The organism is Ruegeria sp. HKCCSP346, assembly GCF_017872595.1.
Lineage (GTDB): Bacteria > Pseudomonadota > Alphaproteobacteria > Rhodobacterales > Rhodobacteraceae > Ruegeria.
This window is the reverse complement of record NZ_JAEDOT010000014.1, coordinates 20,735-32,300: the sequence shown is the minus strand read 5'-3', so window position 1 is coordinate 32,300 and position 11,566 is coordinate 20,735. Positions and strand designations below refer to the sequence as shown.

Below are 11,566 nucleotides of genomic sequence, written 5' to 3'. Positions count from 1 at the left end.
TCAGCCATCGCACAGGCGGCTACCGTCATCTTTTTGGCTTTGAATTCTGACCCTAGGTTATCGGCTAGGCGGATTGCGCCTGTCATCATCTTGCACGTCAAAATCCTCGCCTGAAATGACTGTCAAACTCATCAGGCGTTGGTCCATCCAATGCAGTGAGGTTTCGTTGCAATGACCGCGCGCTAGCTGTTCCCAACAGGACAGAGGCTGCCAACTCATGCCGTTTGGCAAAGTGAAGCGCCGCAGTTGCCAGTTGCAGCCCAAGCACCTCGGCTCTTGTTTGAAGGTTTTTAACCTGCTCGATGACTTCCGGTGATGCCGGGACATAATCATAGGTTGCTCCTTCGACCGGGCCGGTAGCGAGGATGCCCGAATTGAACACGCCGCCCAGTACCAGGCTGGTACCTAGCGCTCGGCATTTGGCGGTGAGCTCCTGTTCTGCCGATCGGTCCAGAAGTGTTAGCCGACCAGCCAACAGGATCACGTCGATGGGGCCATGGTCCATTACGTCGAGACAAATCTGGTTTTCGTTCACGCCCAGCCCGAAAGCCCGGATTTTGCCCTGCTCCTTCAACCTTACCAGCCGTTCATATCCCGACTCGAGGAAGGCTTCCATATGGGCGCTATTGTCCTGTCCGTGAGTGTATTCACCGATATCGTGGACATAGACGATATCTGCGTAGTTGGTATTCAGAAGGCCAAAGCTGTGTTCCAGCGAAGCTTCAATCCCGTCGCCAGAATAGTCATAGCGCACCGCGTTGGGCAGCGGATCGACAAAGCCATCGGCCTCGACCATCGCTGATCCGGGTGACAGCACCCGCCCAACCTTGGTTGAAATGACGTATTCGTCGCGGGGATACCGCGTAAGGAAGCGGCCCAGTCGCATTTCGGACAGGCCGCGACCATAATGCGGTGCGGTATCGAAATAACGGATACCCGCGTCCCAAGCGCATTGCAGCACCTCATCCACCTGCGCGTCGGTCGCTGGGCGGTACAGGTTTCCGATACTCGCACAGCCAAACGATGCCTCGGTCACGCGCACACCGGTATTCCCAATGAGGTTCTGTCGCATCAGGCCGCTCCTTGCTCGGCGGTTTGCGTTGCAGATGGTTGATGTTGATAATCGGCGATCGAGCTTGCCTTCATCTCGATGGAAAACCCCGGCGCCACAGGTGCCTGATAGGCACCGTTCTCCACGATGCAGGGGTCGACGAAATGCTCGTGCAGGTGATCGACAAATTCGATGCGTTTGTCGTCTTTTTCACCGGTGATCGCCACATAATCGATCATCGACAGATGCTGCACATACTCGCACAGGCCCACGCCGCCGGCATGGGGCCAGACCGGCAAGCCAAATTTTGCTGCCATCAGCTGTACCGCAAGCACTTCGTTCAAACCGCCCAGACGACAGCTGTCGATTTGCACGAAATCAATAGCCTCGTTGGCAATGAACTGTTTGAACAGAATGCGGTTCTGGCACATTTCACCCGTCGCCACCTTGATCGGGGCAATTGCCTGACGGATTTTTCTGTGCCCAACCACATCGTCGGGGCTGGTGGGTTCCTCGATGAACAAAGGTCGCGCAAATGATAGTTCCTTGACCCAGTCGATAGCCTGATCGACCTCCCATACCTGATTGGCGTCGATCATGATGTTCATGCCCTCGCCCAGTTCCTCGCGGGCGATAGTCAGGCGGCGGATGTCGTCGGCCAGTTCGCGGCCCACCTTGAACTTGGTATGGGTAAATCCGGCCTCGCGCGCTTCGCGGCACAAGCGGCGCAGTTTATCGTCGGAATAGCCCAGCCATCCTGCCGAGGTGGTATAGCAGGGATAACCTTCGGCCCTCAGCTTTGCGATCCTGTCCGCCTTGCCCGGTTCGGCCCTGCGCAGAATGTCCAGCGCCTCGTCCTTGGTCAGAACATCGGTCATGTAGCGGAAATCGACAAGTTGCACGATTTCCTCGGGCGTCATTTCCCCGACCAGTTGCCAGACGGGCTTGCCGGCCTCTTTCGCCAGCAGATCCCAGACCGCATTGACCACCGCACCGGTGGCCAGATGGATTGCACCCTTGTCCGGCCCGATCCAGCGCAACTGGCTGTCGCCGGTGACATAGCGCCAGAACCGTCCCATGTCTTCGCGCGCCCAATCCAGATCGAGACCGACCAGCAGGTGCCGCATCGCCTCAATAGCGGTAATGCAAATCTCATTCCCTCGCCCGATGGTGAAGGTCAGGCCATGGCCCTGATACGCGCCATCGGTTTCCAGCACCACATAGGCGGCGGAATAGTCCGGGTCGGGGTTCATTGCGTCTGACCCGTCCAGCGAGTCTGAGGTCGGGAACCGCAGGTCGAAGGTTTTCAGGTCGGTAATGGTAACCATCAGCCCGCCACCACGTTCTGACGTTGAACACCCAGCCCTTCGATGCCAAGTTCAACAACGTCGCCAGGCTTCAGATAGGTCTGAGGGTTCTGCCCCATACCGACACCCGGAGGCGTACCGGTCGAGATTACATCGCCGGGCTGCAGCGACATGAATTGCGACAGGTGCGAGATAACGGTTGCCACGTCGAAATGCATGGTCCGGGTCGAGCCGTCCTGATAGCGGTGGCCGTTGACCTCTAGGTACATGGGCAGGTTCTGCGGGTCGGCAACCTCGTCCCGTGTCACCAGCCAGGGACCGATCGGGCCGAACGTGTCCGCCGACTTGCCCTTGACCCATTGGCCCGAGCGGTGCAGCTGGAAATCACGCTCGGACAGGTCGTTGATGACGCAATAACCTGCCACATGGTCCAGCGCCTCTTCGACATTGACGTATTTGGTGTGCTTGCCGATCACCACGCCCAACTCGACCTCCCAATCGGTCTTGACCGAGCTGCGCGGGATTTCGGTGTCGTCGTTCGGCCCGCAGATCGAGGAAGTGGCCTTGAAGAAGATCACCGGCTCCTGCGGCAGTTCCATGCCGCTTTCGGCGGCGTGGTCAGCATAGTTCAAGCCGATACAGATGAATTTTCCCACCTGGCCCACGCAGGCGCCGATACGCGGGTCGCCATCGACCAACGGCAATGAGTCAGGGTCGATGCCACGCAACTTGTCCAGCGCGGCGTCGCTTAGAGTGTCGCCCGAAACATCATCAACAACACCCGACAGGTCGCGAATGTTCCCTTCGGCATCCAGCAAACCCGGCTTTTCGGACCCGACCGGGCCATAGCGCAACAGTTTCATCTCTCAATTCTCCTGCAAATCAAATGGACCAGCCGCCGTCGATGGCGTGGTTCTGTCCTGTGGTGAAGGCGCTGTCGTCGCTGGCGAGGTACAGCGCCAATGCCGCGATTTCTTCGGCGGTTCCGATGCGGCCCATCGGCTGACGTGCGATGAAGTCCTTCAGTGCCTGTTCATAGTTGCCGGTGGCGCGCAAACGTCCGTGCATCGAGGGGCTGTCAACGGTGCCCGGGCAGATCGCGTTGCAGCGAATGCCACGGGTGACATAGTCAGCGGCCACTGCCTTGGTGATACCGATCACCGCCGCCTTGGACGCGCAATAGGCAAACCGGTTCGGCACGCCCTTGATCGAGGACGCGACCGAGGACATGTTGATGATCGATCCGCCACCGTTGTCCAGCATTCCCGGCAGTGTCAGACGGATCAGCCGATACATCGCCTTGACGTTCAGATCAAAGCTGAAATCCCAGTCCTTTTCGTCACATTCCAGAATGGTGCCGCTCGCCACATAGCCCGCGCAGTTGAACAGAACGTCCAGCGGGCCGATATCTGTAACGGCGGCCTCTACTGCGGCGCCATCGGTCACATCCAGCTTCAGCGCAGTGACACGCGGGTTGTTAGCCAATTCCGCCAGCGCATCCTCGTTGATGTCGCTGGCGATGACCTCGCCCCCTTCGGCGGCGAACAGCTCGGCCGTCGCCCGTCCGATGCCCTGGCCTGCGGCGGTGATGAGTGTCTTTTTTCCGGCCAGACGGCCCGTTGTGTCAGTCATAGCTTTTAATCCGTGTGAAATACTTCTTGCATCATCGACCATTGCTCGTCCTCGGCGCGGCTGGCCAGAGGCGACTGGCAGGGGTCGGTATGGGTCCACCATTCCTGAGTCACCGGGTCCTTGGCCATCTTGGCCATATCCGCAGTGAAATCCTCGCCGTGATATTCCCAGTACCCGAACAACAGGTTTTCCGGCTCGCGCAGGAAGATGGTATAGTTGCGAATGTTGCTGTTTCTGATCTGCTTAAGAACCTGCGGCCAGACGGCGGCGTGCAGGCGCTTATATTCTTCGATCATCTCGGGTTTGACCCCGATTACCATGCCCATGCGCTGCATCATGCACCTTCCTTGACGGTTTTGACCTCGGAAAGCCGCGAAATCGCATCCCAATCCCAATCGATACCCAAACCGGGTTCATCAGAAGGGATGGCGTGACCGTCCGCAATCCGGATTGGGCCGTTGGTCACGGTGTCCAATTGCGGGATGTATTCCAGCCATTTTGCGTTAGGGATAGCGCACACCAGCGGCAGGTGCAGCTCCATCAGGAAATGCGGGCAAACCATGACGTTGAACGCCTCGGCCATGTGCGCCACCTTCAGCCACGGGGTGATGCCACCAATCCGGGCCACATCCACCTGCACGATCGAGGCCGCGCCCATTTGCAGGTAATCCTTGAACTGGCTCAGCGAATACATACTTTCGCCCACCGCAATCGGCACGCTGGTGTGTTGCGCTAGTTGCACATGGCCTGCCACATCATCGGCGGGCAGCGGTTCTTCGAACCAGCCTATCCCGTGCTCCTCGAGAACCCGCGCCCGGCGGATCGCTTCGGACAGAGTAAAGCCCTGATTGCCATCGGTCAAAATCTCGTACCCGCCACCCAGGGCAGACCGGACCGCCCCCAGACGCGCGTCATCTTCGCTCAGGTGATCGCGGCCGATCTTGATTTTTGAGCCGCGAAAGCCCTGTGCCTGCATCGCCAGCGCGTCATCGACCAGCGCCTGCGTTTCCAGATGCAACCAGCCGCCCTCGGTGGAATAAAGCGGCACTTTTTCGCGCGATCCCCCGGCGGCTTTCCAAAGCGGCAGACCTTGCTTGCGGCAACGCAGATCCCAAAGCGCGGTGTCGATGGCGGCCAGCGCCAACGAGGTGATTGCGCCCACCGCTGTCGCGTGAGTGGCAAACAGCAGGTCGCGCCAGATGCCTTCGATCCGGTCCGGGTCGCGCCCGGTCAGCATCGGGGCCAGCGTGTGTTCCAGCAGCGCCATGACAGATGGCCCACCTGTGCCAATGGTATAGGAATAGCCCGTACCACTGGCGCCGTCGCTGTCATAGACAGTAAGGATCGGGGTTTCTTGACTGACAAAGGTCTGGATGGCGTCGACCCGTTTCACCTTGGGCACCAAATCGATCATGCGCAGTTCAATATGAGTGATTGTCGCCATGCTTACCCCCGGATCGCCTTGCCCGATGCAGCGTCAAAGACATGGGTCTTGTCCAGCATCAGGCGAAACTTCATCGCCTCGCCCGGAGCGACGGGGCGCGGATTGAACATCTTGGCCTGGACCTCGACCCCGGCCAGGTCGGCGAACAGCAGCGTCTCGGTGCCAAGCGGTTCCGTCAGCGTGACGGACAGGTCCAGCTCTGCGGTCTCGCCTTCTTCCTCGACCGAGTGGCCCACTGGCATCAGGTTGTCGGCGCGGAAACCGAACCGCACCTTTTGGCCGTCGCGAACAAGTGACCGCGCGGATGCGGGAACGGACAGCTCGATACCGCCATTCAGACGAAGGGTGCCACCGGACACCTCTCCATCGACAAGGTTCATCGGCGGCGAGCCGATGAAGGTCGCCACGAAGGTATCTACCGGCGTGTTGAACAGGTCCAGCGGGGTGCCGACCTGCACTATATGGCCGCCGCGCATCAGAACGATTCGATCCGCCAGCGTCATCGCCTCGACCTGATCGTGTGTTACGTAGATAATGGTGTTGCCGACCTTCTGGTGCAGCTTCTTGATCTCGACCCGCATCTGGGTGCGCAGCTTGGCGTCAAGGTTCGACAGCGGCTCGTCAAACAGGAACACGTCGGGGTGCCGCACGATGGCGCGGCCCATTGCGACGCGCTGGCGCTGACCGCCCGACAGTTCGGCGGGCTTGCGCTCCATCAACTCGTCCAATCCCAGAATGCCCGCCGCCTCGGCCACAGATTTGGCAATCTCATCCACGGGCCGCTTGGCGATCTTCAGTGAAAAGCCCAGATTTTCGCGCACGGTCATATGCGGATACAGAGCATAGTTCTGGAACACCATCGAGATGTTACGTTCGCGCGGGGGCAGGTCATTGACGACACGGCCGCCGATGGCGATCTCGCCGCCGGAGATTTCTTCGAGTCCGGCAATCATCCGCAGCGTCGTCGACTTGCCGCAGCCCGAAGGGCCGACCAGCACGACGAACTCTCCGTCATGGATGCCCAGGTCGATGCCGTGCACAGCCTGATGCTTGCCATATTTCTTGACGACATTGGAAAGGGTAACTTCAGTCATTTTCTTATCCTTTGACGCCGCCGAAGGTCAGGCCGGCAATCAGGTGTTTCTGGACGATGAAGGTCAGGACCAGCGCGGGCACGATCATGAGAACCGCAAGCGCGCACATTCCCCCCCAGTTGATGGTAAATTCGGCGGTAAAATCCAAAAGACCCACAGGCATCGTCTTGGACCCGACCGAGCGGGTCAGCTGCGACGCCAGCGCGAATTCGTTCCACGAGGTGAGGAAGGCAAAGATCGCCGCCGAGGCAACGCCCGAGCGCGCCACCGGAAATTCCACCCTCCAGAATGCCTGCCAGCGGGTGCAGCCGTCAATTTCTGCCGCTTCGTGCAGCTCTTTCGGGATCTGGCGGAAGAACCCGTCGGTCAACCAGATGGTGAACGGCACGTTCATCGCCACATAGGCCAGGATCAGGCCGAAATGGGTGTCGATGATGCCGACCCGGGCAAACACGATGAACAGGGGCAGCGACAACGCCACACCGGGAACCGCGCGGAACAGCATCAGCCCGACAAAATAGCCCGATTTGCCCTTGAAGCGATAGCGGGCAAAGGCATAGCCGCCCGACATGCCGATCAGGATCGCGATAAAGGTTGAGACGACCGAAACGATCAGCGAGTTGCGGAAATAGCTGAACACTGGCACACCGCCCTCGCCCGCGCCGCCGAACATGGCGCGGTAGTGGTCTAGCGTAAAGCTGGGGGTCCAGACCGGCGGTTTGGCCATAATCTCGACCGTTGGACGGAACGAGTTGAGAACAATCCAGAGCCCGGGAATGCAAATGATCGACATAATCAGGAACAGCCCGATGAAGTGCGCAGTTTTCAGGGCGCGGCGGCGATTGCGATGTGCTAGATTGCGGTCCATTGGCCCTACCCCGCCATTCCCAGTTCAGCACGTGCGGCGCTGAGCTTGCGGAAGAAATAGATGGTGAAGAGGATCGACAGCAGGATTGAGATATAACCCATCGCGTTCGCCAGCCCCATGCGGGCATCGACATAGCCGGTGCGGCTCATCAACGTCCACAACAGTTCCGTGCGACGGGCAGGGCCGCCGCCTGTCATGATCTGAACGATGTCATAGGCCCGTGCGACGTCCAGCGAGCGGATGGTCATGGCAATAAAAATGAATGGCATCAGGAACGGCAGAGTTATGTGGCGGAAGGTCTGCCAGGCAGTGCAGCCATCGACCTTGGCGGCCTCGAGCGGGTCACGCGGCATGGCGAACAGACCAGCCAGGATCAGAATGGCGAAGACGGATGTGCTCATCCAGATTTCCGCGAACATGATCGAGAACATCGCAAGGTTGCCGTCCACCAGCCACGGCAGCGAGGCATTTTGGAAGCCCACCGATTGCAACACGTTGTTCACCAGCCCGATATTGTCGTTGAAGATGAACTTGAACTGAAAGCCAACAAGAATGGGCGAGAACATCATCGGGAACATCAGGATCGTGCGCAGCGTACGCTGCCCCCATGTGACCTTGTTCATCATCAACGCAATGCCCAGTCCCAACAGCAGTTCCAGATTCAGAACGATGGTCAGGAACAGCACCGTGCGCCCGAACGCCGCCCAGAATTTCGCATCGGTCAGGATTTTTTCGTAATTGAAGAACCCCACCCATTTCCACAGCGTCGAAGGCCGCGTCAGCTTGTACGACGTGAAGCTGGAATAGAGCGAGAAGATGAGAGGGATCAGAACAACTGCGGCAATCACGATGATCGCAGGCAACAGAAGGACTAACCACTCGGGCAAGCGGCGGCGGGTCATGGTGCACCTTTTGGGGGTCTTGGGGGTTCACCCGCAGCGGAACACCCGCCGCGGATACTTGTGGGTCCGGGTTCAGTAGTAACCAGATTCCCGCATCAGTTCGTCCACCGCAGCCGCGGCATCGTCCAGCGCCTGCTGTACAGTCTTGTCGCCAACGATGGCGGCCTGCAGTTCCGGAAAGACCAGGTTTGTGGTCTCGCCCCATTCCGGGATTGGCGGTACCGCAAAGGCGTATTTCGCACCTTCGGCAAACGCGGCCAGAGCTTTGGCGCGGAATGCGTCATCACCAGCTTGCGCCGCAGCGACGTTGGCCTCCCAAACGGCTGTCCGTGTCGGCAGCGAGCCACCAGCGCTTTCGGCCAACTGGCTTTCCTCGCTGGTCAGGAACTGAACAAGCGATACTGCGGCGTCTTTGTTTGCACAGTCACTGGTGACCGAGAACCCGTGATGCCCGGACCAACCGGTCCGCGTCGCCGAACCCATGGGTTGCACAGCAACGCCGACGTTGCCAGCAGCCTTGGACGATTCCGGATCGTTGAAGAACCCGGCCCAGCCCGGCCAGTCCAGGTTCAGCGCCACGGTTCCACTGGCAAAGCCCTGCCCCAGATCGTCCCACACATAGGACGTCGTGCCAGCCGGAACCGCCTTGGCCTCGTACAGGTCTACGAACCACTGCAGCGCGCGCTGACCTGCCTCGGAATTGAAGATTGGTTTCTTGTTTTCGTCCAGATAGTTGCCGCCCTCGGCGACAACCATCTCATAGAACCGACCCACGATGGCCTCATCCTTGCCTGCATACTGAGTGCCGTAGAAATTCGGAGGGTCGGCAAAAAAGATCGCCTGATCTTTGACCTGCTCCCACGTCTCGGGAACAGCCAGATCATAGCCGTATTTTTCCTTGAACGCGGCGGCCTTGTCGGCGTCTTCATAGTTCGACTTCAGGTAATAAAGCACTGAAACGTCAAACTGCGCGCGCGGCAGCATCAAAAGCTGGCCGTCGACCGTCGAGGCGCCAATGTTGCCCGGAACGAATTCGGCAATGGTTTCCGCTGGAACCAGCTCGTTCAGATCAACATAGAGCCCTTCATACTGGGGCGCAAAGGAAGAGTGGTTTGAACCCACGCACCAGCTGGTGGTCCCAGCGGCCATGTCCGACTTGATTTCCTTGTCGATCTCGAAGTGGCTTTTTTTCGAAATAATGTCGACCTTGGCACCGGTCGCAGCTTCCCATTCGGCAATACGGCCATAGAGACCTTCGTATTGTTGTCCGCCGATCAGTTTCGCCTCGATGGTCACGCCATCAAAGTTCCCCCAATCCGACGCACCTGCCGATTCGACGGCCGCGACTATCGCTGTTCCGACCATCAAACCCATTAAAATGCTGGATTTTTTCATCATGTCCTCCCTGATGCAATCAAGCGATGCTTGTTGTTTGTTCGTATTTAAAACATTTATTCATCTATAAATCAATGTTGACTTAGCCTTCCCAATGACTGAAAATCAATCAGGAATATTGCGCGACAGGGCACTGTATGGACGACATCACCGACAAATACCGCGCACCCGCGCTGGAAAAAGGCCTGGATATCATCGAGCTTTTGGCTGACCACGGTGAGGGACTGACCCAGGGAGAGGTCGCAAAGGCGCTGGAACGGTCCCCGTCTGAGATTTACCGGATGCTCTCGACACTGGTACGGCGCGGGTATGTCATCCGGTCCCTGTCAGGCGATCGATATTCACTTGGCCTGAAGATGTTCGCTATTTCGCAGCGACACCCGCCGATTGGACGGGTAATCGAAAGTGCCCTGCCCCGTATGCGCGCGATAACACGAAAAACTTGGCAATCCTGCCATATGGGAATGGAAAGCAACGGTGATATCGTGATCGTGGCCTCAGCGGAGTCTCCGGGCAATTGGGGCCTTGCGCTGAAAACCGGAACCGTCGTGGGGCTGGGGAATACAGGCTCTGGCCGGGTGCTGGCGGCCTTCCGTTCAAATGAAGAAGTCGAGGACCTGATCGAGCAGCACCGCCTTGCCGTAGGTGAACCCCCGCTGGACCGTAGCGAGTTCATGGAGCATATCGCCCGCATCCGACGCTTGGGCTATGAAAAAATGCCGTCTGCAACTGCGATCGGTGTAACCAATGTGGCTTTCCCGATTTTTGGCCCGGGCGGCAGGGCCGCAGCGGTGCTGAGCTGCCCCTATCTGGAACGTGTCGACGATCTGAAAGTCCCCTCTCTGGACGAAATCGTGAATATGCACCGGGAACTGGCCCGGGAACTGACGTTGCTTCACGGTGGATCAACACCGGAATTCGGAGCCGCTTAAGGCGGCTTAACAAAAAACATGATCACAGGTTTTAGCATGGTCATCGACACGCATCAGCATTTCTGGAAGCTCGATCGAGGCGATTACGGCTGGCTGACACCCGAGCTTGAAACGCTATATCGCGATTTTCTGCCCAAGGATTTGAAACCTTTGCTGGACGAGGCGGGTATCAGTGGAACCATCGCGGTTCAGGCCGCCGATACTGAGGCCGAGACTGAATACCTGCTGTCTCTTGCAGACACGCATGACTGGATACGAGGGGTTGTCGGGTGGGTGGACCTTGCCGCCGAAACGGCACCAGCCTCGATCGCGCGATTGGCGGCCCATCCAAAGCTTCTTGGACTACGCCCGATGATACAGGACATTCCCGATGACGCTTGGATGCTGCGCGATGATCTGCGTCCGGCTATCGCTGCCATGGTCGAAAATGATCTGACATTCGATGCTCTGGTATTGCCCCACCATCTACACCATCTCAAAGCGTTTCTGGCAAAATACCCCGATTTGCGAGTCGTCATTGACCATTGCGCCAAGCCCGAAATCCGCAATGGGGCCTATGAGGGCTGGGCGCAGGACATGGCTGACATTGCCGAAAACACGCAGGTGTTTTGTAAACTGTCGGGCATTGTGACCGAAGCCTCGACCGATTGGAAGCCAAGCAGCCTTGAGCCTTACATTGCCCACATTCTTGGCATTTATGCCCCAGAGAGCCTGCTGTTCGGCAGCGACTGGCCGGTTCTTAACCTCGCCTCGGACTACAAATCGTGGCACGAGATCGCCATGGGTGCCATGGGTGACGCAGCAAAAAGTATCCTCTCGCAAAGTCCGAAAGCGGCCTACCCTCGTTTGTCCAGCTAAAACATAGAAGACAACCCGATTGAGCGGGCCTCAATTGATGTTGACAAAAAGGGCTCAAATCCGCCGACAAACATGCTTCAAGC

General features: G+C 58.3%; 12 protein-coding genes. 2 read left to right on the top strand and 10 right to left on the bottom strand.

Annotated elements, in window-relative coordinates; translation table 11 throughout:
- Nucleotides 1-97: 97 nt before the first annotated feature.
- The 10 genes from I9185_RS20110 to I9185_RS20065 all read right to left on the bottom strand — a co-directional run bounded on the left by I9185_RS20110 (nucleotide 98) and on the right by I9185_RS20065 (nucleotide 9,693).
- A complete protein-coding gene (locus I9185_RS20110) occupies nucleotides 98-1,072 on the bottom strand; it encodes an aldo/keto reductase (protein WP_210093915.1) in 975 nt (324 codons plus the stop codon).
- Nucleotides 1,072-2,379 carry an L-fuconate dehydratase gene (locus I9185_RS20105; protein WP_210093914.1) on the bottom strand — a complete coding sequence of 436 codons (1,308 nt, stop codon included), beginning with the start codon at nucleotides 2,377-2,379 and terminating at the stop codon, nucleotides 1,072-1,074. Before I9185_RS20105 ends, I9185_RS20110 begins: the two co-directional genes overlap by 1 nt.
- The gene (locus I9185_RS20100; protein ID WP_171630703.1) at nucleotides 2,379-3,221 is read right to left on the bottom strand and encodes a fumarylacetoacetate hydrolase family protein; all 843 of its coding nucleotides are present in this window, start codon (nucleotides 3,219-3,221) and stop codon (nucleotides 2,379-2,381) included. Before I9185_RS20100 ends, I9185_RS20105 begins: the two co-directional genes overlap by 1 nt.
- 19 nt (nucleotides 3,222-3,240) lie before the next feature.
- Complete coding sequence (locus I9185_RS20095; RefSeq protein ID WP_210093913.1) at nucleotides 3,241-3,990, bottom strand: SDR family oxidoreductase; 750 nt, start codon at nucleotides 3,988-3,990, stop codon at nucleotides 3,241-3,243.
- Between the two features lie 5 nt (nucleotides 3,991-3,995).
- Nucleotides 3,996-4,328: an L-rhamnose mutarotase gene (locus I9185_RS20090; RefSeq protein ID WP_245223649.1), complete on the bottom strand. Its 333-nt coding sequence runs from the start codon at nucleotides 4,326-4,328 to the stop codon at nucleotides 3,996-3,998.
- Complete coding sequence (locus I9185_RS20085) at nucleotides 4,325-5,434, bottom strand: mandelate racemase/muconate lactonizing enzyme family protein (RefSeq protein ID WP_171725141.1); 1,110 nt, start codon at nucleotides 5,432-5,434, stop codon at nucleotides 4,325-4,327. The genes I9185_RS20090 and I9185_RS20085 overlap by 4 nt, the downstream gene beginning before the upstream one ends.
- Before the next feature lie 2 nt (nucleotides 5,435-5,436).
- A complete protein-coding gene (ugpC, locus tag I9185_RS20080) occupies nucleotides 5,437-6,528 on the bottom strand; it encodes a sn-glycerol-3-phosphate ABC transporter ATP-binding protein UgpC (RefSeq protein ID WP_171725140.1) in 1,092 nt (363 codons plus the stop codon).
- A gap of 4 nt (nucleotides 6,529-6,532) precedes the next feature.
- The gene (locus I9185_RS20075; protein WP_171630711.1) at nucleotides 6,533-7,396 is read right to left on the bottom strand and encodes a carbohydrate ABC transporter permease; all 864 of its coding nucleotides are present in this window, start codon (nucleotides 7,394-7,396) and stop codon (nucleotides 6,533-6,535) included.
- Nucleotides 7,397-7,401: 5 nt separating this feature from the next.
- Nucleotides 7,402-8,298 carry a sugar ABC transporter permease gene (locus tag I9185_RS20070; protein WP_171630712.1) on the bottom strand — a complete coding sequence of 299 codons (897 nt, stop codon included), beginning with the start codon at nucleotides 8,296-8,298 and terminating at the stop codon, nucleotides 7,402-7,404.
- Nucleotides 8,299-8,370: 72 nt separating this feature from the next.
- Nucleotides 8,371-9,693 (bottom strand): extracellular solute-binding protein, encoded by a 1,323-nt coding sequence (locus tag I9185_RS20065; RefSeq protein WP_210093912.1) that lies wholly within the window; start codon nucleotides 9,691-9,693, stop codon nucleotides 8,371-8,373.
- 137 nt (nucleotides 9,694-9,830) lie between these two features.
- Here I9185_RS20065 and I9185_RS20060 point away from each other — a divergent pair, with 137 nt between their 5' ends.
- Both I9185_RS20060 and I9185_RS20055 read left to right on the top strand, forming a co-directional pair.
- Entirely contained in the window at nucleotides 9,831-10,625 is a 795-nt protein-coding gene (locus I9185_RS20060) for an IclR family transcriptional regulator (RefSeq protein WP_171630722.1), read from the top strand.
- An 18-nt stretch (nucleotides 10,626-10,643) separates the two neighbouring features.
- The gene (locus I9185_RS20055; protein ID WP_245223648.1) at nucleotides 10,644-11,483 is read left to right on the top strand and encodes an amidohydrolase family protein; all 840 of its coding nucleotides are present in this window, start codon (nucleotides 10,644-10,646) and stop codon (nucleotides 11,481-11,483) included.
- Nucleotides 11,484-11,566: the final 83 nt, after the last annotated feature.

Bases quoted from the DNA above. Each gene is read 5' to 3' on its own strand.
- ugpC (WP_171725140.1), bottom strand. From the start codon at position 6,528: ATGACTGAAGTTACCCTTTCCAATGTCGTCAAGAAATATGGCAAGCAT.
- I9185_RS20085 (WP_171725141.1), bottom strand. From the start codon at position 5,434: ATGGCGACAATCACTCATATTGAACTGCGCATGATCGATTTGGTGCCC.
- I9185_RS20055 (WP_245223648.1), top strand. From the start codon at position 10,644: ATGATCACAGGTTTTAGCATGGTCATCGACACGCATCAGCATTTCTGG.
- I9185_RS20110 (WP_210093915.1), bottom strand. From the start codon at position 1,072: ATGCGACAGAACCTCATTGGGAATACCGGTGTGCGCGTGACCGAGGCA.
- I9185_RS20090 (WP_245223649.1), bottom strand. From the start codon at position 4,328: ATGATGCAGCGCATGGGCATGGTAATCGGGGTCAAACCCGAGATGATC.
- I9185_RS20070 (WP_171630712.1), bottom strand. From the start codon at position 8,298: ATGACCCGCCGCCGCTTGCCCGAGTGGTTAGTCCTTCTGTTGCCTGCG.
- I9185_RS20065 (WP_210093912.1), bottom strand. From the start codon at position 9,693: ATGAAAAAATCCAGCATTTTAATGGGTTTGATGGTCGGAACAGCGATA.
- I9185_RS20100 (WP_171630703.1), bottom strand. From the start codon at position 3,221: ATGAAACTGTTGCGCTATGGCCCGGTCGGGTCCGAAAAGCCGGGTTTG.
- I9185_RS20075 (WP_171630711.1), bottom strand. From the start codon at position 7,396: ATGGACCGCAATCTAGCACATCGCAATCGCCGCCGCGCCCTGAAAACT.
- I9185_RS20060 (WP_171630722.1), top strand. From the start codon at position 9,831: ATGGACGACATCACCGACAAATACCGCGCACCCGCGCTGGAAAAAGGC.
- I9185_RS20095 (WP_210093913.1), bottom strand. From the start codon at position 3,990: ATGACTGACACAACGGGCCGTCTGGCCGGAAAAAAGACACTCATCACC.
- I9185_RS20105 (WP_210093914.1), bottom strand. From the start codon at position 2,379: ATGGTTACCATTACCGACCTGAAAACCTTCGACCTGCGGTTCCCGACC.